This window comes from Flavobacterium humidisoli, assembly GCF_023272795.1.
In the GTDB taxonomy this organism is placed as follows: domain Bacteria; phylum Bacteroidota; class Bacteroidia; order Flavobacteriales; family Flavobacteriaceae; genus Flavobacterium; species Flavobacterium humidisoli.
Genome location: NZ_CP096829.1, coordinates 1312009 through 1334538 on the forward strand (window position 1 = coordinate 1312009; position 22530 = coordinate 1334538).

The window sequence follows — 22530 nt, forward strand, 5'->3', positions numbered from 1 at the left end:
TCGTTTGTGAAATTATAAACAATAGCCTATGGAAGTTAAAAAGATAGTATTGCATAGAATTGATAAAGAAAAAAAAGAAAAAGGAACTCTTAAATTCTCAAATAAATTGATGGAAATTGATGAAACTGTAATCGGTTTTGTCGAAAGATTAATTAAAATCTATAATTCAAAAAATCCTTCTCAAGGAACTTTTGAAGAAGATGACGTTAACTATCCTTTTCAAGTCAAAGTGAAAGAATATTTAGAAAACCAAGATTTTTTAACTTTTACTACAGATGCAATGCATATTTTGAAGAGTAGGATGGATATCAATACAACAACTGGAGGATATGTGGTATTTATTCATTATGTAGAAAAACAAGTAGATTTTATCATCAGTTCGATGATGGATAAAGATACCCAATATACTAATACAGAAGAATTAGGTATACAGAAGCTAATGACATTAAATATAGAGAAATTAGCAAGAGCAAATAGATTAAATCTAGACAAATGGAAAAATAATAACGGAAGGTATTTGACATTTATAAAAGGAACGCGAGCAGTATCTCAATATTTTGTAAAATTTATCGGAGCTACTGATATTTCTTCAGCAAAAGAAAACTTTAAAAAATTGAAAGATACAATTAAGCAATATGTTGTAGAAGAAAAAATCTCTAGAAAGCAACAAGATGCAATTAGAGAGAAAGTTTCTTCTTACATAAACAAGTGTTTTTTAGATAAAAGTGATGTTGAAATAGAATCCGTTTCTGCAATCGTTAATACACAAAGTCCTTTGTCATTTTTGGAGTTTATTTCTAAAAATGAAATTGAAATTAGTGGAAGAATTGGAATACATTCAAAAGGTGATTTCGATAATTTTACAAGAAGCATTTTAAAAGAAGATGGTTATCATTTGGTATTCGAAAAGGAATTAATAAAGAAAGGAAAGATAACAAGGGATGGTAATTGTATTGTAATACATGATGTGCCAACGGATAAATTAAATTCTACTTTTGATATTATTAATTCAGAAAAAGATGAATCAATTACAGAATAATGTTTTAAGCAGTGCTATTTCATTAATTAAGAAAATAGAAAGTAAAATATTTGAAGGAAGTTTTGTTTCAGGTACAATTTCACTGACAAGTGAGTGTATTAATGATGTAAAAGTTCTTAAGAATAGAAGCTTAATAGAATTGTTTACGGGAAATTATACTAGTATTGATAATGAGGAACTAGATGCTTATCTTAACGATGATTTAAGGATTGAAATAAAAATCGGGGATATTCCAAATTATTATTACCTTTTAGATGATTTTGTTTCTGGAAATAAATTTGAATGTGTACAGAATGATTATTTTATCGAAGAAATCAATTATAGAAAAGGTATCGATGTTAATTCTTTGATCGCTCAATATGAGAATAATCTTCTGATTATCGATTTTTTGCAAAATATTGCAGAGAATAAAAAAACAATTGGTCATCGATTAGAACTTTTCTTTTATAAGTCAGGAAAAGGTGCAGATTTAAAGATTGAATACGACATCAAGCAATTGAAAAAATTTAATATATCAGTCCCAAGTGATATAAAAAAACAACTGCTAGATTCGTTTTCTGGGAATGATAAAAAACAACTTTTTATTAATGAATTAGTCATATTTATTGAAAAGTATGGAAATTCATATGTGAAACTTGTTGAAAATTGGGATAACCTGATGTCAAACTACGAAAAAAGCTATGCTTTATTTATATCCGGGTTTTCATTTGAAAAAATAAAAACATCATCAAACGAACATTTCCAAAAATTAGTAGATCGAATTTATGATTCAATTAGTAAAGCATCAAATTATATTTTTGGGATTCCAATAGGTTATATATTGCTTCTTAATAATTTTGATTTTACAGGCTCTTTAATTTTAAAAAATTTAGGATTGTTAATTTTATCTCTAATATTTTTTATACTTATTCGATGTGTATTATTCAAAAACATTAGAGAATCTATAAAAGCGATCGAAAATGACATAGATGATTTTGTTCAAAAGATTAAAGATGTCAATGAATTACAAGAAATATATAACCGACTAGAAAAGTTAAAGAAACAGGAGCTTAAAAAACAAGAAATGAAGTTAAGTTTAGTTAAAATCTTAACGACTGTTATTTTTGCAATAACAGTTTTTAGTTATTTATATATATTTATAGATTTAAGTATATTTTTACTTCCCTTTTAGCAACCTCTCCAAATACTCCACTTTATCCTTTTCAGCCTGAACCAAACGCTCATAAAGTTCTACAACTTTATCAAGTGGGTTGAAGTTGCAATTATGGTTTACAGTTGGTCCGCTATGAATAACAGAACCTTCATGATTATTTTGAATGTTGTTTAATACAACTTCGTCACTATAATTCTTAATAGCATCAGCTGAAACACCCAAAGCTTCTGCAATAGAGTTTAGTCTTTCATCGTCAACATTTTCGCTTCCTTCAATGGTAGAAACATATTGCTGGCTTACACCTATCGCAATAGCAAGTGCTTCTTGTTTCATTCCTCTAAGCTCTCTAATTCGGCTTATGTTTCTCCCGATATGTTTTGGTTTTGTTGCTGTGCTCATACTTCAAAGATATTAAAAATCCTTAAAAATTAGGAATATAGTAAAATACAATCTTTTTACTTGTGAGATAAAATCGTAATCTATTTTGTTAGAATGTATTCTATCGTTTATTTAGTTAAAGCAAAAATACAATTTTTCGTACAATAATTATTCGTGTCCAAACCATAAATAAGCTCCATGAAAACAGAAAAGAAAAGCAATGCAAATCAAAATAAAATAATAGAATCGATAGCCAGATTGGTGTCAGATATTAATTTCGATGGAGAATTTAAAAACCATCCAGAATATTTAACCGAGATTTTTGAGCATCTGCTAGAAACAGAATCAGGAGACAGTCGTTCCTTACGACTTAAAATGCTAAGCTGTATTAGAACCAGTAAAATGTTATCAAAAGCGCTAGAACCATTTTCAGACGAAGAAATACAAAAAGCCTGCGTTCAAATGATAAATTCATAAAAAGCGGTACTTTATCGTTTTTCTAAGTAATTTACAGTCAGAATAAAAGCTAAGTAAAAGAAAATCAGTAACTTTAGGCTGAGTTTTTTAATTGGGGCATCTAATTTTATTCAAAAATCATGAAAAAGTATGAAGCAATTTTATGTACACTTGCGTTCGTATTTTCTCTTGGCTGTTTTGCCCAGCGCACCAACCATGCCTCCGCTTCTCCAGCAACAGGAAAAACGACACTATTGACGGATAATCTTGCTAATAATAGTGATTATGTTATACAATCTTATTATGTAGAAGAAAGAATAAATAAGCTTTTTGGCGGTAGAATTATTACCTACCAAGTTTCAAAATTGGACATGGTCGATACTTACGATCTAGGTCCTAACAATACAAGAACAGTAATTCCTAATTACGTAAAAAGAAAACCTAAGGTAGCTCCAAATGCAATAGAGGCTAAAACGCTTGTTGCAAGTTCGTCTGTCTCTGTAGAGCCCGTTAAAGTCGAAATTACAGCTCCCGCTCCAACAACTTCAAAATATGTAACTGTTAATATGGTTGACACGTACACAAAAGTGGTGGACAAAGGGTATAAATCTGTAGATATGCTTAAAAAAGTTGCAGATCGTTTTTATTTTGATGGCAATCTAAGTGCAGCAGCAGGTTATTATGCTCAATTATTTGAAGAAACCAAAGATTTGGATGCTATTTATTATTACAGATATGCACAGTCTTTAAAAGCAATAAATGAAGATGAAAAAGCGAATGCTTTGATGAAAAGGTTCAAGAGTGAAACTTTGACAATGAAGTAAGTTGCTGTTATTTTTTTACCGAAGAGGGCGCTGAGATTTTACGCAGAGTACGCAAAGGTTTTTAAGCTTTTGCGAACTTTTCGTTTTACTTAAAGAATCAGTTTTGTCATTTCGACCGAAGGGAGAAATCCCACATGTGGATTGACACAGATTGGGAATGAACTTTGTGGAGTTTCCAGTGTGATTTCTCCCTTCGGTCGAAATGACAAGATTGGCGGTCTGCGTAAAACCTTGCGCTCTTTGCGGTTAAATAATCAGTCCTACGTATTGTAATTTGTAATTTTAAACTTTGGAATAATTCAAAAAAAAAAGACGATCAATTTGATCGTCTTTTTTTTAAGCTCCCCCTCTTGGGCTCGAACCAAGGACCCTCTGATTAACAGTCAGATGCTCTAACCAACTGAGCTAAGGAGGAATCACCTTAAAAGGTTAATATGTTTGCTAAAAAAAGTTGCTCCCCCTCTTGGGCTCGAACCAAGGACCCTCTGATTAACAGTCAGATGCTCTAACCAACTGAGCTAAGGAGGAAGTTGTTGCTCTTTTTAGCGAGTGCAAATATAAAACTATTTTTAGTTTCTCAAAAACATTTTCACTCTTTTTTTGACTTTTTTTTACTTGCCTACAATCGCCTTGTAAATGTCGTTACCGTTAGCAAACAGTAGTAGTGAAATAAGTAAAACAAAACCAACCATTTGCGCATTCTCTAGGAATTTATCGCTCGGTTTTTTGCCGCTAATTATTTCATACAATAAAAACATCACGTGTCCACCATCTAGTGCAGGAATTGGCAATAAATTCATAACTCCAAGCATAATCGACAATAAAGCCGTGATCGACCAGAAAACTTCCCAGCTCCAAGAACTAGGGAAAATGTTGTAAATCGCAGCAAAACCACCCACTTGTTTGTAAGCTTTAGTTTCTGGATTAAAAATCATTTTTAATTGTTTTCCGTAACCTACTAATTGATCTTTTCCTTTTTGAAGACCAACTGGAATAGATTCGAAGAAACCGTATTCTTTAGTGCTTATTTTATAGTAACCTAATTTTTCTAATGATTTCATGTCTAAACCACCAGCAAAAACGCCTAAAGTTCCTTCTGGAGAAACTTTCACAGTAAGAGGAGTTTCTTTCAAATCACGTAAAACAACAGCTGAAATTTCTTTTCCTTTATTAGCGGCTAAGATTGCTTTTGCTTCGTCAAAATATTTAATTTTTTGTCCGTTAAGAGAAAGAATCAAATCTTTTGCTTTTAAATTTTGGTTCTGAGATTCTTCTGTAACTTTTCCAATTGCAAAAGGTCTGCGAATATCAACAAGCATTCCTTTCTCTGTTTTAGAAAGCTGGTCTACAAAATCTGTTGGCATAGTAATCGTTTGCTGTTGTCCGTTTCTTTCAATCAAAACGTGTTTTGCCATGATTACATTCATGTTCATATCACTGTCAAAGTTTTCTACCGCTTTACCATCAATAGAAATGATTTTATCGCCAGTTTTAAAACCAGCTTTCAGCATAGCAGGATTTTCAATCGCAACACCATCTTTTAAGTCAGAGTTTGCAATGTAAGTATCTCCGTAAGCAAAAGCCATTCCGATATAGATAATAAAAGCCAGGATAAAGTTTACGGTAACACCACCAAGCATAATAATTAAACGTTGCCAAGCCGGTTTTGTACGAAATTCCCAAGGCTCAGGCGGAAGCGCCATTTGCTCTTTGTCCATACTTTCGTCAATCATTCCAGAAATTTTCACATAACCTCCAAGCGGAAGCCATCCGATACCGTATTCTGTTTCTCCAATTTTCTTTTTGAATAGTGAATATTTAACATCAAAAAATAAATAAAATTTTTCGACTCTGGTTTTAAACAATTTAGCAGGGATAAAATGCCCTAATTCATGAAGAATAATAAGTAAAGATAAACTCAATAGAAATTGAGAGAGTTTGATAACTATATCCATTTTTTATTTTTAGTTCGTATTTAACGCACAAAAGTAGCGTTTTCTTATTTAATTTAAGAGCGCAAGATAATGTTTAAGGTTTTAAATGTTTGTTAATTAATAAACATTTCGATTTCTCTTTTTAACAAGATACTGTAACTTTACTTTTCGAACACTGCCTTACTCAATTGGTAGTATAAAATCATTAAAAGTTACAAGTATATGGCAACGAAATTATTTTCTCCTCTTACTATAAAAAATATCACTTTAAAAAATAGAATCGCGATCTCGCCAATGTGCCAGTATTCTGCAGTTGACGGATTTGCAAACGATTGGCATCTGGTTCATTTAGGAAGCCGTGCCAGTGGAGGTGCTGGACTTATCATTCAGGAAGCGACTGCAGTTTCTCCAGAAGCCAGAATTTCTCCTTCCGATTTAGGAATCTGGAAAGACGAACATATAGAAAAACTAAAACAAATCAACGCTTTTATTGTTTCTCAAAATTCGATTCCTGGTATCCAGTTAGCGCATGCAGGTAGAAAGGCCAGTGTTTCGGCTCCGTGGTTGGGCAATAAAAAATTGGATTTCGCTCAAGGCGGATGGCAGACCGTTGCCCCAAGTGCGATTCCGTATCATGATGACGAGCCGTTTCTCCCAGAAGCTTTAGACAAAAACGGAATCCAAAAAGTGATTTCAGATTTTAAAGCAGCAACAAAACGAGTGGTAGAAGCTGGATATCAGGTTTTAGAAATCCACGGTGCTCACGGCTATTTGTTGCATCAGTTTTTATCTCCATTGACAAATGTGAGAACAGATGAATACGGAGGAAGTTTTGAAAACAGAATTCGTTTTACTTTAGAAATTGTAGAAGCAGTTCAAGCTGAATGGCCTTCAGATCTGCCTTTGTTTGTTAGAATTTCTGCAACCGACTGGGCAGAAAACGGATGGAATCCAGAAGAATCTGTGCAGCTTTCAAAAATATTAAAAGAAAAAGGAGTAGATTTAATAGATGTTTCATCAGGCGGATTGGTTTCGCATCAGAAAATCACATTAGGGCCGGGTTATCAGGTGCCTTTTGCAGAAAAAGTGAAGCAAGAAGCGGGAATTTCTACAGGCGCAGTTGGTTTAATTACAGAAGCCAAACAAGCCGAAGAAATTTTAAATAAAAACCAAGCCGATTTAATTTTATTCGCCAGAGAATCTTTGAGAAATCCAAACTTGCCTTTAGATTTCGCTAAAGAATTAGATACCGATATTCAATGGCCAAAACAATACGAAAGAGCTAAAATTTAAATTTTATTAGCCACAGATTTTACAGATAAAATGATTTCTTTTTAATGTTTTTCGATACGAATTTCAGGAATTATTTTAAACTTTTAAAGCAATGATTTGTGTAAATTCGTGAAATTCGTGGCAAAAAAAACCTTTTTAATCACATTAATCTGTGGCAAAAAACTAAAAATAACATGCAAAAAATAAAAACAGCACTTTTATCATACGGAATGTCGGGAAAAGTTTTCCATGCTCCATTTTTAGATATTCACGAGGGATTCGAACTTTTAGGTTCTTGGGAAAGAAGTAAAAAGCTGATTCAGGAAGATTATCCATACGTAAAAAGTTACGCATCGCTTGACGAACTTTTAGCCGACGATGTAGATTTGGTAATTGTAAACACGCCAGTTGGAACGCATTACGAATATGCTAAAAAAGTGCTTTTGGCAGGAATACATGCAGTTGTAGAAAAAGCGTTCACCACAACTGCGGCAGAAGCAAAAGAATTGGCAAAAATTGCAAAAGAAAAAGGATTGAAATTGGCTGTTTTTCAGAACAGAAGATGGGATAGCGATTTCAAAACCGTTAAAAAAGTAATTGACGACGGCCTTTTAGGAGATTTGGTCGAAGCTGAATTTCATTTTGACCGATATAATCCGTTGTTGAGTCCGAAAGCGCATAAAGAAACAGCCAACGATGGAGCTGGAGTTTTAAAAGATTTGGGACCACACATAATAGATCAGGCGGTAAGTTTGTTTGGCTGCCCAAAGGCTGTTTTCGGAGACATTCGTGTAACGAGAGAAAACTCTGTAGTAGACGACTGGATTGATTTGACTTTGTTTTATTCTAATTTCAGAGTCCGTTTAAAAGCAGGATTTTTTGTGAGAGAAGCCAATCCGGCATATACCCTTCACGGAAAAAAAGGTTCTTTCTTAAAACCTCGAGGAGATGTTCAGGAAGATGATTTGAAAGTGGGCAAAAAACCAAACCTAGATTCTTGGGGAACAGAAGCTGAAAGTCTTCAAGGACTTTTACATACCGAAATTAATGGTAAAATTGTGAGAGAAAAAATCCCAACGCTTCAAGGCAATTATTTCAGTTTCTTTGATGGCGTTTACGATTCGATTGCAAACAACAAAACAGAACCTGTTACAGCAGATGAAGGTGTAAAAGTAATGCAGGTTATAGAAGCCGCAATTGCAAGTAATGCCCAACAAAAGGTAATAGGCATATCATAATACATTCCGTAGCAACAAAGAAACAGAATGTTTAAAAAAAGGAGCTGTCTCAAAAATGGAGAATGCTCCTTTTTTTGCTTCAATAAAAAAACAAACAAATTATAATTCTACTAAAGCCTAAAAATTGTAATTTTAGTAATAAGAATTCAACTGAAAACCTTTGAATTTATAAACAATAACGTTGTATATTGTGCATAACCTTAGACTTTATGCACTTTAACGAGCGTTTTTAGTATTTTTGACAACATTCCAATAAAATTCAATATGCTGTTAAACATTAATCCATTATCGCTTTTTCAGACCAAAGCCAAAATCAAGAAAGTATTTAGAGAGGCTAAAGCTTCCTATTTAAATCGGATTCGTTTTGCTGTTGGAATGTTTTATTTCGGAATGGGTTTGAGTTTTGCCACATGGGCGAGCAGAATTCCAGATATCAAAACAGCTTTACATTTAACAGAAGGCGATTTAGGTTCTATTCTTTTTGCACTTCCGGTTGGACAGCTAATTGTTATGCCTTTTTCAGGAAAAATGGTAACCAAATTCGGTAGCCACCGTATTCTAATTTTCTCTTTAATAATGTATGTTTTGTGCTTAATCAATTTAGGTTTGGCGACAACATCGTTACAATTATCATTAGGATTATTTTTGTTTGGTGTATTCGGAAATCTTGCCAATATCGCCGTAAACACACAAGGGGTTTATACTGAAGTTTTGTTCAAAAAAACAATCATGTCCTCTTTTCACGGAATGTGGAGTTTTGCTGGATTTACAGGCGCACTTGTAGGTTTGGGAATGTTGGCTTTAAAATTAAGTCCGCTGCATCATTTTATAATTGTAGCCGGAATTGTTTTATTGATGGTGGCCTTTAACTTTAAATTTTTGGTTAGAGCCAAAGAAAAAAAGAAACCAAAAGAAGAAGGCAAAAAGCTATTTGTAAAACCAGATACCGCTTTACTTTGGTTAGGTGTTATCGGATTCTGCAGTATGGCCAGCGAAGGCGTAATGTTCGACTGGAGCGGTGTTTACTTTAAAGATATTGTAAAAGCACCTGGACCATTGGTAGTTTTAGGCTATACTTCTTTTATGATTATGATGGCCAGCGGAAGATTTTTAGGCGACGGATTAATCAATAAATTTGGACGCGAACGCGTTATGCAGATTAGTGGCGTAATGATTTCGGCAGGACTTTTTACAGCTGTTTTTCTTCCTTATATTATTCCGTGTACAATCGCCTTTATGTTTGTAGGTTTGGGTGTTGCCACAATTGTCCCAACAGTTTACAGTATTGCAGGTAAAAACCCGACAGTTCCTGCGGGCGAGGCTTTAACTATTGTTTCAAGTGTAAGTTTCTTAGGGTTTTTGATGGGACCTCCTGTAATTGGACATATTGCGCAAAGTTTCGGACTGCAGTTTTCTTTTGCCTTTATCGGAATTTTTGGTGTTCTGATTGCTTTTATGGTTTCTAAAATTAGAACAGAAGCGTAATAGTTTGCCTTTTTAAAATTGTCTTTTATTAACTATTCTTTCATTACATTAAAATAAATTTAAAAGAATTTACTTATAATTAAATATTTTGTTTATTTTTGAATTTCCAACTTCATTACTTGAAGTTTAATATTCTCTTTTTTCCAAAAACCAATTTTATCTTTTGAATTAAGGATGGCAATCCTAGACTATTTTCAAAATTAATAAATAGGTTTTAATGGTAAAAAATTACGCATTCTTCTTTATTTTTTGGTTCTTTAATTTTGCTTTTTCGCAGAAAGAAATTACGGTAACAGGAATTGTTATTGATGCCCGAACACAGAATCCATTGGAAAGTGTAGTGGTAACAATACAGAACACAGCCGTGATGCAGCTTACATCAAAAACAGGGAAATTTGAACTTCATATATTTCCCAAAAAAGAGCAGCTGCTTTTACTCAGAAGTCAGGGATACAAAGATTTTCTTTTAAAAGTAAGGTCTAATTCTGGACAGGATATTAATCTCGGTATTTTACAATTAGAAGATACTTATTCAGACGAAGTTCCGGGTGCATTGATTACGCTCTCAGAGAATGATTTTTCAGATGATAATAGTTCATCTGAAATGACATCCGGACTTTTACAATCTTCAAGAGATGCTTTTATGCAGGCGTCGGCATTCAATTGGGGACAGGCTAGATTTCGTATTCGTGGTTTAGATAGCGAAAATGCAATCACGATGCTTAACGGAATACCAATGAATAAAATATATGATGGAAGACCGCAATGGAGCAATTGGGGCGGTTTAAACAATGTGCTTCGCAATCAGGAATTCTCAGTAGGAACAGCAGCTTCCAATTATACTTTTGGGGGCGTTTTAGGAACACAACAGATTTTTACTCGTGCTTCTTTGTATAGAAAAGGAACATCATTAACTTTTTCGGGAAGCAATACCACTTATTTATGGCGGGCAATTGGAACCTATGCTTCGGGAATGAATGCTTCTGGCTGGGCTTTTGTAGTTTCGGCTGGAAAACGGTGGGCAGATGAAGGGTATTTTGAAGGTACAAATTTCGATGCCAATTCTTTTTTTCTTAGTGTCGAAAAGAAATTAAACAAAAGAAATTCAATCAATTTTACTGGGTTTTATACGCCAAATTCCCGCGGGAAGAACTCTGCTAATACTGCTGAGGTTACCAATTTAATGGGCGAAAAATACAACTCGTACTGGGGATTTCAGAACGGAGAAAAGCGAAATGCAAGAATAAAAAATGTAGAAGAACCTTTGTTTATGGTGAACCACTATTTTAAAATGGATGATAAAACCAATTTGAATTCTGCGATTATGTATCAATTTGGGAAAGTTGGAAACAGCAATATTGATTACCAAAATGCAGATAGTCCCGATCCAGTTTATTATAAAAAAATGCCAAGTTATTTTAGTTCACTGTATGCTAAAGACCAAGGAGAGTTTTCGGGGGAGTTTACTCCAGATTATGAAAATGCAGAAAAAAACAAGACAGCTTTTTTAGCAAATCCCCAGATAAATTGGGACGAAATGTATTTCGCCAATCAAAAGATTGGACAAAATGGTTATGTGCCGGCGCAAAGCCATTATGTGCTTTACGAGGACAGAACAGATGATCGTACCTTGGCAGTAAATTCAAATCTTAATACACAGATAACGCCTAATATCTCTTTTGATGGCGGATTAACTTTTAAGAAATTAAAATCGCATAATTTTCAATATTTACTGGATCTTCTTGGCGGAGCATATTTCGAAGATATTGATCCGTTTTACAAAGGAAATCTTTCTCAATCCGATTTGCTGCATCCCAATCGTCAAGTAGGTAAAGGAGATGTTTACGGATACAATTACAATTTACGGGCTAGTACTTTAGATGTTTTTGCGCAGTTTAAATTTAATTACAACAAAACAGAATTCTTTTTAGCGCAATCTTATTCAGTATCAGATTACCAAAGAGAGGGATTGTATCAAAATGGATTGTATCCGACAACTTCTTTAGGAAAGAGTGCAAAGGTAAATTTTGAAAATTTCGGATTCAAAGGCGGATTTACGTATAAAATTTCGGGAAAACAGTTATTGTTTTTTAATGCTGCACATTTTACCAGAGCGCCTTCTCTTCGAAATGTTTTTTCAAATTCACGATTAAATAATACGATTGTTGACGGAATTGAAAGTGAAAATATTAGTAGTGCTGAGGCCAATTATGTATACCATTTTGCAAAACTCAAATTACGTTTAACGGTTTACTATTCCTTGATTAAAAACACGTCGAAAACCTCTTATTTTTATGCGGAAGGAATTTTTGATAACGGGTCGGGTTATGATTCAGCAAATGCATTTGTCAGCCAGACTTTGACAAATTTGGATAAGAAAAATACGGGAGCAGAATTAAGTTTTGAATATCAAATTTGGCCGACATTAAAAACAACATTATCTGCAGCATTTGGAAATTACGTATATAACAGCAATCCGAATGTAATCATTACAAACGATGCCAATAAAGCAAAAGATGGAGCACAAAGCGTTTTTGATTTTGGTTCGGCTTATTTGAAGAACTACAAACAGCCAGGAACTCCACAGCAAGCCTATTCGTTTGGACTGGAATATCGCGATCCAAAATTTTGGTGGCTGGCTGCTAATATTAATTATTTGGCGGAAAGTTATATCGATGTTTCACCAATCTCTCGAACATCTCAATTTTACATCAATCCAGCCAATAGCTTTCCTTTCCCTGAGGCAACTCCTGAAAGGGGAAATGAATTATTAAGACAAGAAAAGTTTGATCCTGTATCATTATTAAATATTAGTGGTGGAAAGTCGTGGCGAATTCGTAAAAAATATATTGGACTTTTTGCCAGCGTCAATAATGTTTTCAATTCAATATATAAAACTGGAGGTTTTGAACAGGCTCGTAATGCAAATTTCAGAGCTCTAAATCAAGATATTTCCAGCGGGTCTCCATCGTTTGGTCCTAAATATTACTACGGTTACGGAAGAACTTATTTTTTAAATCTCACCATTGGTTTGTAAATCAAAATCTCATGAAAAATCTATTTTTAAATTCATTTTTTGGACTATCATTATTTATCATCACGAGTTGTAGCAACGAAGTCGAAACGCCGAAATTGATGTGTACACAGCCAGATTTCACAGTAAATAAGGCTGTAGAAAAAGTATATGAACTTTCAAATAATACAGCCAAACAATATTTATACGATGATATAATCGAAGCGTATGTAGTTTCTAGTGACGAAGGCGGCAATTTTTTTAAAACAATTTCATTGCAGACATTGGCAACCGCTACCGCTCCCTCGATTGGTTTTAGTGTTCCAATAGATGCCTCAAATACGTATATTGATTACCGAGTTGGAAATAAAGTATATGTAAAACTTAAAAATCAATTTACAGATTTATACTATGGCGGATTAAGAATTGGGAGTTTATATGTAAGCAATGCCGGTGATCCGACAATCGGCAGGATTTCTCAAAATGAGTATAAAAATGTACTGAACGCTTCCTGTGCAATAATTGATGAAAAACTTTTGGTTGAATCGCTAACCATAGAAAAAGCACTCAATGATAGTAAGTTAAACACATTAATAGATTTAAATGATGTGGAATTTACAGAAGCTGCACTGGGACGCCATTATTATGAAGAATCAAATAATGTGGGTGGATCTACAAATTGGAATCTGCGAGATAAAACAGGAAACCAGATTATTTTTAGAACAAGCGCCTATGCAAAATTTGCAGATCATTTTGTGCCAGAAGGAAGCGGAAAAGTAAGAGGTATTCTAACAAAATTTGGAACTGATTATCAATTTATGGTTCGATATGAAACTGATATTGTAATGACTGGAAAAAGAAATACTCCATTTTTTGCAGAAGATTTTCAGTCGGTTAAAAACAATGTCAATTTTGCGCTTCCGGGTTGGAGCAATATTGTAGAGAAAGCCACAAAATTGTGGAAAAGCATGGTTTATGCCGGAAATGGATATGCCGAATTTAATACTACAAGTACAACCGCTGCTGAAAATATAGCTTGGCTGGTTTCTCCTAAAATTAACTTGAACGGTTATAAAAATTCGATACTATCATTTAGAAGCGCACAGCATGATTTAAAAGTAGATTCGCCTTTAAATACTTTAGAAGTGTATGTTTCAACCAATTTTGACGGTGCCAGTGTGACCAAAGCAAAATGGACAAAATTAGAAGCAAAAGTGCCAACGCTTTCAACGCCTTCTCGAGAATTTATAAGTTCTGGGGGAATCGATCTTTCTGCTTATTCTGGAAACATACATATTGCATTTAAATATATTGGTTCGGGAAAAGACAAAACATTAAATGGCGCTTTTATGGTAGATGATGTAAAGATATTTGGAGAGAAGTAATATGTATTTAAAGAAAAGTAAATGAACATTCATAATTAGCTATGTAAGAGGTTTATCGTCTAAATGCAAACATTCTTAAAATTCATTAAAATTTGTAATTATCACAATAAGATATTCTTGATAATTGCAATATTTGTATTATTTTTCTTTCTTATTTGGTTAAATCCTTATATTTGACCTTCTTAAATATAAGATATGTCTTACATGAAACCTTTTTCTTATGATGATTTTTTAACATATAAAATCCAAGAGGGAGATACGCCAGAAAGTGTAGCCGAAAAGCTAGACATTGATTTGTATGCCTTAAGAAGTTATCATAATCGTTACTGTGAATCCGTTGAAGATTGTATTGGACCGACTTTTCCAAGACATCTGAAATTTCTTATTATTCAATCACAAGAAGAAAAGGAGAAAATAGAAGCACATCGTGAACCTATCCATTTTTCTACTCAGAATTTCAAACTACCTTTCCTTCCATCGCACTTAAATAAAAGATATTTGGCGATGTATGATATTGAAAAAGGCTCCGAAAAAAATTCAATAAAGGAAGAAATTGATGTAAAGTGGCTAGCTACAGATAAAAATGGCTATTCACTTATAGAGATTGATAGAAAAGCCTTGTTTGTAAATGAAAATTACGAAAAATCGATGGCTGACGAGCTGGCTGAAAAAACTGCAAAAGTATTTTATCCCATTGATGTTATCGTTGATTCAAATGGAAAATGTATTGATATAAACAATTTTGATGAGATTCGAGAACGTTGGAATGATGTTAAAAAAGAAGTTCTGAAAGAATTTGAAGGTGAAATAGTCGAAGAGCGTTTGAAAGCATTCGAATTAAAATTAGACGATAATGATATTATAAGAGAATCATTTCTAAATGATTGGTTTTTAAGAGCTTTTTTTAATGGTTTAAATGTTGAATACAAAGAAAGTTTAACAATAAAGAATGTTATTGGATTTCCTATTTCTAAGAAAATTGGAGAAGTGAAATTTGAAGTTGAACAAACTATTATGCCAAAAGTAGATCAATACAATTTGGTTAATATTACTCAAAAAGGAGTTCTTGTTGATGAGAGAAGCAAAAATGATTTTGAAAATAATTTACTTTTTCCATATGATAGTTTAGAAGAAAATAAATCTGAACAATTGGAAGCAATTTATGAAGCTTACTATTTTTTAAATCCTAATACGAATACTGTTGAAAGCCTCTTTCTAGAGTGTGAAATAAAGCTTGACATACCACAAAAAATTGCAATTACAATTTCTGGTTTGGAAGAAACAGGAAAGTTAATCCTTGATGGTAAAATTAAGCTGCATGTACCTATGCAAAAAAAAGAACCCAGCTTATTTCGAGAATTTTTTTGGATCATAGTTCTTATCGTAACCTTGCTGTCAGTTCTAATTTGGATATTTCTAAAACTTCAAAAACATAACTATGAGTGATAAACATATGGTAGTTCAAGGTGCTATTTGTAAGTGTACATTGAGTGTTGAGCCGAAAACAGACATTTTGAAAGTAAAAACACAATCAAAGCATTATGCCAATGATAAAGACTGTGAGAAACTGCTTGCCACAACAAAAGATATTGGCAAAACATTCGAGAAAAATACATTTGGTAAATGCAAAAAGCAGCCTTCAGGTAGTGATTATTTACCCTGTCAAGTTCAAATAACAGAATGGAGAAAATTCTATGAAAAAGTTACATTAAGTAATGAAGGAAAAATATTGCTTGAAGATAGCAGGGCAACTTGTGCAATGGGATTACCTGACTGTATAGAAATAATTAATCATGGACAAATTGCAGAACCATCAAAACAAAACTTTGTAAAAGCCAATCCTGATGTGCAGAATAAAATTAATCCATTGCTGGATTTAAATGCGGTTGATAAACCAAAGTACGATTTTATAGGAATAGAACAAAAATAAGTATGGCAAGAGGAATAAAAAAAATTGAATGGACAAGGAAAGGAAAAGTAATTACAAGAGGTTCTGTTGCAAATGAAAAAGCGATAATACATGCGGATCAATTTGTATATTTTAAAATTGCAGAATGGCATGATGGAACCAATGAAGAAGATAAAAAAAGAAATATTCTTTGGCACTTTCAAACCCATACACCTAGAGAAAGTATTCTTAAAATATATAAGAAAGCTGAGGATGCTTATAGTATAACATTACCTAAAAAGCTTTGTGGTCCATTTGCTTATTATTTACAGGCAAGTTTGCCTACTTTAGATTATTCAAGATCTGCCGGCTTAGTTATTAGCGGATGGTGTGAACCACGAATAGTTTCTAGTTCATGGGCAACTGAAACAAAAGGAAAAGATGTTAGATTGTCTCACCAATTTTCTTATGGACATCCTGTTTATCTTCATTTAGATACCGAAGGATTGAATGGTTACAATAATATAATTATTGAAGTTTATCGAAGAGTAAAAGGAGGAAACAAAGCGGCAGATGACCAACAGATAAAAGTTTATACTCAAATTCCAGTTATAAATGGTGAAATTGATATTATCTTAACAGATACAATAAGTTGGAAAAAAACAAATGAAGTATGAGAATTTTATATTAAAGTTAAAAACCCATCGACAAAAGAATATATCAAAGACTACAATAATGATGTTTATCATGCTCGTTATCTGCGTATACAAAATAAAACTGAACTCGTTCCTATTAAAATTGAGACAGGAATCAGTAAAGCAAAAGTACAAAGCGAACAAAAAAAATATGAAAAAAATCCTGGAAGTTGTAAGTTTACAAAAATAGGGATTACCTACAATGAAGATTATGAGGTAATTTTTGATGAAGGGAAATTTATTCGAAGAGTAAATCCAAATGACAATTTTGATACGCTTGAAAAAATATATTATGATTATGACAAATGGGAGATTCGTTCTGATGCAAAACCTATTTTAGATAAAGTTGCTGTTTATTTAAAAGAACCGCCTTTGCTGCCAGTAGAATTGGGCGCACATACCGACATTAGAGGAACAGATGAATACAATATGGACTTGTCTGCCAAAAGAGCAGATTCTGTTGTAAAGTATTTAATATCAAAGGGGGTTCCTGCTACTATAATCTCTGCCAAAGGCTATGGAAAAACTAAATTAATTCATAAAGGAGATCATATTTCTGAAGCACTGCATCAGGAAAACCGTAGAACGACCCTAAGATTTAAACTTTTTGAAAATGATGCAAAAGCGCTTGTTCATGATGTAATTGCTCCGAGTTATAAAATGCCTGCTACATTTCGCATTGATATTGAAGGGTTTACAAGAAAAGGATGTCATAAAACAAAAGATCATTTAGATAAAATTATTTCTTATGATAGTTACCAAGAGTTAGATTCACATAGTTTAAAACGAGATAAACCTAATGATATAATTCTTAAACTGCATTCGAGAATATCTACAATTCCCAAAATTACAGATGCTCTTGTATTTGGTATAAGTTACAAGAATATCTACCACTATTATTTACATTCTTGTACTTACTATTCGATTACTAAAAATCCAACATTAGTTATAAATGCCTATCCAGATATTGTTTGGATCGGACATTTCCAGTATAACTATATGCACCAAGAAAAAAATGATGAAAATGTAAAAGCACCGTATTATTTTCATAACAAAGCTTTTGAACTAAAAAATGGTATCGAACAAGAAATCACCGAAATAAGTAATTCTTTATTTGGTAAATTAATGTTTTTTCTTCCTAATGGCTGGCTTGCAAAGGAAGTTTTCCTTCCGTATGTTCAAAAGCAAGCAAAAATTTATGATGTTGGTTTACATGCTATTTTTGATCGAAAGTTAGAGAAGAGAGGAGAAGCCTTGAATTTGAAGGGAACAGAATTAGATTTTATAAAAACAAATAATACGACAAGATATATCGCAGCGTATATAATTTATGAATTTGTAGCCCTAGGAATTATAATTGATTTACTAATGCTTTATTTCACAAGAGGAAAAAGTGCGGAAAGTAAACTAGCCAAGATTGTGACTAAAGTCAAAAAGATATCTAAATATATTAATGACGCTGGCGCAGAATTAGTGCCTTCATCTATTGCTATAAATACAGGTATGTATTATAAAATGATGGCAGACAGAAGAATTTCATTAATTCTTGAAGCCAATATAAAAGCAGATCCACTGGTTGCAATAAATTATGAAAAGAAATACACATTAAAAAGCCTTCTTTTTGATAATGCAACAAAAGAAGAAAAAGATCAAGACAAGCAAAAGAAAAATAAAGCCATAAGTGATGCATTATCTAAAATAGGTAAAAATGATATTATGCTTACTTTACATATGTGTGGCGAGATAAATTTGGAGCAGAATTTACAATATAATGTGTTGACCGAGCAGTATAGTTTAAAAGATCAGTTTAGTGCCTTAGTTGAAAATAATTCAACAACTTATAGTAAAAAAATAAAAGGTAGTATCTCACTAGATGGAGACTATTCTAGAAAATTCTTTGAATTTTCGCCCTTAGAAACGAAAGTTAATGCTAACATTTCATTAAAAGTAGATTGTGAAGCTATTTTAATTTCAAAATTTGGATATGATAAAAAAAACGGCAAAGGTTTGTATCTTGAGCAAATACTGAAATTTTCTGGACTTAAAGGAACCTTTACTGGAAGTATACAAGCTAAAAATGATGATTTAATAGATTACGATTATTCGCCAAACAATGGCGAGCCAATTGATTTCATTATATTTAAAGATAAAACAATAATACTAAATTCAATTCAACTTTTTCAAATTAAACAACAAAACTAATATTTTATGAAATTAACTTTTGTGGTCATTTTATGTACTATAAGTATTTTATCATCTTGTCAAAATTCAACAAACACAAATATGCAAAATTCAGAAATAACGGAAAAAAATATTGTAAATAAATTATATTCGAATGTAAAACACTATGACTATGAGCCTATGTATTATTTAACATTTATACAAAACTCATGTTTTTCTGAAATCTTAATTAATGATTTTCCAGTAAATAAAAATTTTCAAAAAGAATCTCAAAGTAAAACATTAGATATAAATAATTATATTTTTAAAAGTGGCATTCAAAAAGTTACTTTTAGGTTGTATCCAGCTGGAAAGGTAGGTTTAATAGATTTTTCAACCTTAGTTGCGGATACGGAGATGAAAATACAAATAACAGAATCTGATAATAATAAAAGGGACATTGATGGAAAAAAAATATCGTCTTATGAAACCCCTACTATAAGAATACAAACTAGCAATGGGGCTGAAAACAATAGTTTTCAGAGCGCAGGTAAGTCTTATTTTGAAGCTAGTTTTACTTTTGTAGCAAAAGTGCCTTATGAACTTGAAGGTTTTGAAGATGCTCAAAATTTAAAAGAATTGGACAGAGAAACATTAGAAAAGAAACTATTATTAAATTATAAAAAAATAAAAGAAGTTTATCAAAGTAAGAATTACGATGATATAGCAAGAATATCTTTTGACAATTTAAAAAATCAATTTATATCTGAATATCAAACTCGAGAGCAGATAAATGAAGTTTGGGAAATGCTTATGAATTCTTATAAACAACCAACGTTTGAAATGCAGCCAATTGAGAACTATAAAATGGTATTTTTTGCCGATGGTAAATTAGTTGTTTTGATGCAAGAATCTAAAGATTCAAGATTAAGAGGTAATACTTCTTTATGGGCTAAATTTGATAAAGGACAAGGAGTAAAAGCATTATTTTGTAATCGCTATTTTTATATTCCAAAAGGAGAAAAAGAATTTAAGATTTTTTAATTCATTGTTGCATTTAAATATATTGGTTCGGGAAAAGACAAAACATTAAATGGCGCTTTTATGGTAGATGATGTAAAGATATTTGGAGAGAAGTAAGAAGTAATTTAGAATAATGAAAATAATCTGCTGATTTTTAAGGTATTGTTGAAAAGTTTGTAGTTTTTGTATTTCAAAACGTTAAAATCTAATTGAATTTTGTATTTTGGTCGTCCCAAATCAATACAAGAACAAATATGAAAACCTACTTTATTGCCATCTTAATGATGGTGTTTCCTTGCTTGATGCACAGTCAAGACGACGTTAAACTAAAGCAGATTAACATTGTAAAAACCAATTACCAAAACTCTAAAGACGGCGAAATTGTTAACAAAACAATGGTTTTTAAAGACGGTAAACTTCAAACGATAACTACTTCAGATGTTGTACAGCATTTCTATTACAACAAAAACGGTTTGCTAGATATGACTGTAAAAGACAAAGTTGGAAGCGATTGGAAAGAAGTAATTAACTATACTTACAACGCTGATAACAACATTACCAAATTTGTGAAAAAATATCAGGAAGGACCTAATTATATTACAAAAGTGGTTTCGTTTGTATACGAAGGAGCAAGGGTAAAAGTAACTACAAAAAAGAGTACCAACCATCAGAATTTAGTAGACGATATTGAATATCTTGTTGAAAACGGAATTATTGTAAGACGTACTTCACGAGATAGAAATAAGGCTATTGTTGGAAAATTAGAATATGTTTATGTAAACGATAATGTATCAAGACATAAAGGATTGGTTGGAGATAAAATCTCTAAATCATTTACTTATGATGATAAAAAGTCGGTTGACCAGTTAATCGTTCAGAGTCTTTTTGGAGATAATTACAAAGTTATTGTTCCGATGATTTCTTATCATGAAGAGGAATTTGAGTTCGAATCTATTTCTTATAATAACGAAATGAATTTCAGCCCATCATCTACAGCTTTAGTTGCGGTGAGCAGAAAATATAAATACAACAAATTAAATTACCCAATTTCTTGTTCTCAAATAGAAGAAAACGGAATTGTGAAAACGGAAAAAACGTTTATTTACGAATAAAGGTTTTAAACTTAGACCATTTATTGATAAGTGGAACCTTGTTGAGTTTGTCTTGACGGGTTCCATTTTTTTTGAACTTTATTATTCTAATATAAATGTAAAAACAAAATTGTATAATTGATTGTAGCCGACAAATGATTAAATTTGCACCTTATTCAAGACTATGTTAGAAAAAGAAGTTATAAATTTTGAGAGAACAGTTATTGTTGGTATTGTTACTCAGAATCAAAGTGAAGAAAAACTAAATGAATATTTAGACGAATTGGAGTTTTTAACTTTTACCGCAGGAGGTGAAGTTATTAAACGCTTTTCGCAGAAAATGGAGCGTCCTAATCCGAAGACTTTTGTTGGGACAGGAAAAATTGACGACATTAATCTTTTTGTAAAAGAGAACAAAATATCGACTGTAATTTTTGATGATGAATTGACACCATCACAGCAAAAAAACATTTCACGAATTATTGATGCTAAAATCTTAGACAGAACAAACTTAATCTTAGATATTTTTGCGCAAAGAGCAGAGACTTCTTATGCGAGAACTCAGGTAGAACTGGCTCAATGTCAATATTTATTACCAAGACTTTCTGGTTTATGGACACACCTTGAGCGTCAAAAAGGAGGTATTGGTATGCGTGGACCTGGGGAAACGGAGATCGAAACAGACAGACGTATTGTTCGTGACAGAATTTCATTGCTGAAAGATAAAATCAAAACGATTGACAAACAAATGAGTATTCAGAGAAGCAATCGCGGTGCAATGGTTCGTGTAGCTTTGGTTGGATACACTAACGTTGGAAAATCGACTTTGATGAATGCAGTTGGTAAAAGTGATGTTTTTGTTGAAAATAAATTGTTTGCAACTTTAGATACTACCGTTAGAAAAGTGGTTATTAAAAACCTGCCTTTTTTACTTTCTGATACCGTTGGATTTATTAGAAAATTGCCAACACAATTGGTAGATTCATTTAAAAGTACTCTAGATGAGGTTCGTGAAGCCGATTTATTGCTGCATGTTGTAGATATTTCGCATCCAGATTTTGAAGATCATATCGAATCTGTAAATAAGACTTTGCAGGAAATAAAAAGCAACGACAAACCAACGATCATGGTTTTTAATAAAATCGATGCTTACAAACATCTTACTATTGACCAAGATGATTTGATTACAGAAAGAACCAGAAGGCACTGGACGCTTGATGAATGGAAACAGACATGGATGAGCAATGTTGGTCACGATAAAGCTTTATTTATTTCAGCCAGAAACAAAGAAAACTTTGAGGAATTTAGAGAAACAGTTTATGAAGCTGTTCGTCAGATTCATATAACGCGTTTTCCTTATAACAATTTCTTGTATCCTGATTATAAGGATGCAGTTGAAAAGGATGAAGAAGAGGAATAGTTATTAATCGCAAAGAACGCTAGGATTATTTAAGTATAATCAGAAAATATAAAGTTCGCAAAGCTATATGTAGATT

General features: G+C 32.4%; 18 protein-coding genes and 2 tRNA genes. 16 read left to right on the plus strand and 4 right to left on the minus strand.

Going from position 1 to position 22530, the window contains the following annotated elements:
• Positions 1–28 precede the first annotated feature (28 nt).
• Positions 29–1039 carry a nucleoid-associated protein gene (locus M0M44_RS06015; protein ID WP_248728955.1) on the plus strand — a complete coding sequence of 337 codons (1011 nt, stop codon included), beginning with the start codon at positions 29–31 and terminating at the stop codon, positions 1037–1039.
• Positions 1020–2210, plus strand: a complete 1191-nt coding sequence (locus tag M0M44_RS06020; RefSeq protein WP_248728956.1) for a hypothetical protein — start codon at positions 1020–1022, stop codon at positions 2208–2210. The genes M0M44_RS06015 and M0M44_RS06020 overlap by 20 nt, the downstream gene beginning before the upstream one ends.
• On the opposite strand, the gene M0M44_RS06025 is transcribed toward M0M44_RS06020, so the two are convergent.
• Entirely contained in the window at positions 2196–2591 is a 396-nt protein-coding gene (locus tag M0M44_RS06025; RefSeq protein WP_248728957.1) for a helix-turn-helix domain-containing protein, read from the minus strand. The two genes, M0M44_RS06020 and M0M44_RS06025, sit on opposite strands and share 15 nt — an antisense overlap.
• 177 nt (positions 2592–2768) lie before the next feature.
• Between M0M44_RS06025 and M0M44_RS06030 the strand changes: the two genes are divergently transcribed.
• On the plus strand, positions 2769–3047 hold the full coding sequence (locus M0M44_RS06030) for a hypothetical protein (RefSeq protein ID WP_248728958.1): 279 nt from the start codon (positions 2769–2771) through the stop codon (positions 3045–3047).
• A gap of 119 nt (positions 3048–3166) precedes the next feature.
• Positions 3167–3850, plus strand: a complete 684-nt coding sequence (locus tag M0M44_RS06035; protein ID WP_248728959.1) for a hypothetical protein — start codon at positions 3167–3169, stop codon at positions 3848–3850.
• Between the two features lie 341 nt (positions 3851–4191).
• Here the strand turns inward: M0M44_RS06035 and M0M44_RS06040 are convergent.
• From M0M44_RS06040 to rseP, 3 genes are all read right to left on the minus strand, one after another.
• Positions 4192–4265: transfer RNA gene (locus tag M0M44_RS06040), tRNA-Asn, on the minus strand.
• Between the two features lie 39 nt (positions 4266–4304).
• A tRNA-Asn gene (locus tag M0M44_RS06045) sits at positions 4305–4378 on the minus strand.
• 83 nt (positions 4379–4461) lie between these two features.
• Positions 4462–5805, minus strand: a complete 1344-nt coding sequence (rseP, locus tag M0M44_RS06050; protein ID WP_248728960.1) for an RIP metalloprotease RseP — start codon at positions 5803–5805, stop codon at positions 4462–4464.
• A gap of 201 nt (positions 5806–6006) precedes the next feature.
• Between rseP and M0M44_RS06055 the strand changes: the two genes are divergently transcribed.
• From M0M44_RS06055 to hflX, 12 genes are all read left to right on the plus strand, one after another.
• The gene (locus tag M0M44_RS06055) at positions 6007–7077 is read left to right on the plus strand and encodes an NADH:flavin oxidoreductase/NADH oxidase (protein ID WP_248728961.1); all 1071 of its coding nucleotides are present in this window, start codon (positions 6007–6009) and stop codon (positions 7075–7077) included.
• 173 nt (positions 7078–7250) lie between these two features.
• A complete protein-coding gene (locus tag M0M44_RS06060) occupies positions 7251–8294 on the plus strand; it encodes a Gfo/Idh/MocA family oxidoreductase (RefSeq protein ID WP_248728962.1) in 1044 nt (347 codons plus the stop codon).
• A gap of 264 nt (positions 8295–8558) precedes the next feature.
• Positions 8559–9779 (plus strand): MFS transporter, encoded by a 1221-nt coding sequence (locus M0M44_RS06065; protein ID WP_248728963.1) that lies wholly within the window; start codon positions 8559–8561, stop codon positions 9777–9779.
• A 217-nt stretch (positions 9780–9996) separates the two neighbouring features.
• Positions 9997–12816, plus strand: coding sequence for a TonB-dependent receptor (locus tag M0M44_RS06070; RefSeq protein WP_248728964.1), 2820 nt, complete (start codon positions 9997–9999; stop codon positions 12814–12816).
• A gap of 11 nt (positions 12817–12827) precedes the next feature.
• A complete protein-coding gene (locus M0M44_RS06075) occupies positions 12828–14177 on the plus strand; it encodes a DUF5689 domain-containing protein (protein ID WP_248728965.1) in 1350 nt (449 codons plus the stop codon).
• 195 nt (positions 14178–14372) lie between these two features.
• Complete coding sequence (locus M0M44_RS06080) at positions 14373–15623, plus strand: hypothetical protein (protein ID WP_248728966.1); 1251 nt, start codon at positions 14373–14375, stop codon at positions 15621–15623.
• Positions 15616–16107 (plus strand): DUF4280 domain-containing protein, encoded by a 492-nt coding sequence (locus M0M44_RS06085; protein WP_248728967.1) that lies wholly within the window; start codon positions 15616–15618, stop codon positions 16105–16107. Before M0M44_RS06080 ends, M0M44_RS06085 begins: the two co-directional genes overlap by 8 nt.
• 2 nt (positions 16108–16109) lie before the next feature.
• Positions 16110–16742, plus strand: coding sequence for a hypothetical protein (locus M0M44_RS06090; protein WP_248728968.1), 633 nt, complete (start codon positions 16110–16112; stop codon positions 16740–16742).
• 303 nt (positions 16743–17045) lie between these two features.
• Positions 17046–18962: an OmpA family protein gene (locus M0M44_RS23820; protein ID WP_420842776.1), complete on the plus strand. Its 1917-nt coding sequence runs from the start codon at positions 17046–17048 to the stop codon at positions 18960–18962.
• 6 nt (positions 18963–18968) lie between these two features.
• On the plus strand, positions 18969–19964 hold the full coding sequence (locus M0M44_RS06100; RefSeq protein ID WP_248728969.1) for a hypothetical protein: 996 nt from the start codon (positions 18969–18971) through the stop codon (positions 19962–19964).
• A gap of 233 nt (positions 19965–20197) precedes the next feature.
• The gene (locus M0M44_RS06105; RefSeq protein ID WP_248728970.1) at positions 20198–21055 is read left to right on the plus strand and encodes a hypothetical protein; all 858 of its coding nucleotides are present in this window, start codon (positions 20198–20200) and stop codon (positions 21053–21055) included.
• Between the two features lie 163 nt (positions 21056–21218).
• Positions 21219–22454: a GTPase HflX gene (gene hflX, locus M0M44_RS06110; protein WP_248728971.1), complete on the plus strand. Its 1236-nt coding sequence runs from the start codon at positions 21219–21221 to the stop codon at positions 22452–22454.
• Positions 22455–22530: the final 76 nt, after the last annotated feature.

Excerpts from the sequence above, each read along its gene's own strand:
- M0M44_RS06015 (WP_248728955.1), top strand. The coding sequence starts at position 29 with ATGGAAGTTAAAAAGATAGTATTGCATAGAATTGATAAAGAAAAAAAA.
- M0M44_RS06020 (WP_248728956.1), top strand. The coding sequence starts at position 1,020 with ATGAATCAATTACAGAATAATGTTTTAAGCAGTGCTATTTCATTAATT.
- M0M44_RS06025 (WP_248728957.1), bottom strand. The coding sequence starts at position 2,591 with ATGAGCACAGCAACAAAACCAAAACATATCGGGAGAAACATAAGCCGA.
- M0M44_RS06030 (WP_248728958.1), top strand. The coding sequence starts at position 2,769 with ATGAAAACAGAAAAGAAAAGCAATGCAAATCAAAATAAAATAATAGAA.
- M0M44_RS06035 (WP_248728959.1), top strand. The coding sequence starts at position 3,167 with ATGAAAAAGTATGAAGCAATTTTATGTACACTTGCGTTCGTATTTTCT.
- rseP (WP_248728960.1), bottom strand. The coding sequence starts at position 5,805 with ATGGATATAGTTATCAAACTCTCTCAATTTCTATTGAGTTTATCTTTA.
- M0M44_RS06055 (WP_248728961.1), top strand. The coding sequence starts at position 6,007 with ATGGCAACGAAATTATTTTCTCCTCTTACTATAAAAAATATCACTTTA.
- M0M44_RS06060 (WP_248728962.1), top strand. The coding sequence starts at position 7,251 with ATGCAAAAAATAAAAACAGCACTTTTATCATACGGAATGTCGGGAAAA.
- M0M44_RS06065 (WP_248728963.1), top strand. The coding sequence starts at position 8,559 with ATGCTGTTAAACATTAATCCATTATCGCTTTTTCAGACCAAAGCCAAA.
- M0M44_RS06070 (WP_248728964.1), top strand. The coding sequence starts at position 9,997 with ATGGTAAAAAATTACGCATTCTTCTTTATTTTTTGGTTCTTTAATTTT.
- M0M44_RS06075 (WP_248728965.1), top strand. The coding sequence starts at position 12,828 with ATGAAAAATCTATTTTTAAATTCATTTTTTGGACTATCATTATTTATC.
- M0M44_RS06080 (WP_248728966.1), top strand. The coding sequence starts at position 14,373 with ATGTCTTACATGAAACCTTTTTCTTATGATGATTTTTTAACATATAAA.
- M0M44_RS06085 (WP_248728967.1), top strand. The coding sequence starts at position 15,616 with ATGAGTGATAAACATATGGTAGTTCAAGGTGCTATTTGTAAGTGTACA.
- M0M44_RS06090 (WP_248728968.1), top strand. The coding sequence starts at position 16,110 with ATGGCAAGAGGAATAAAAAAAATTGAATGGACAAGGAAAGGAAAAGTA.
- M0M44_RS06100 (WP_248728969.1), top strand. The coding sequence starts at position 18,969 with ATGAAATTAACTTTTGTGGTCATTTTATGTACTATAAGTATTTTATCA.
- M0M44_RS06105 (WP_248728970.1), top strand. The coding sequence starts at position 20,198 with ATGAAAACCTACTTTATTGCCATCTTAATGATGGTGTTTCCTTGCTTG.
- hflX (WP_248728971.1), top strand. The coding sequence starts at position 21,219 with ATGTTAGAAAAAGAAGTTATAAATTTTGAGAGAACAGTTATTGTTGGT.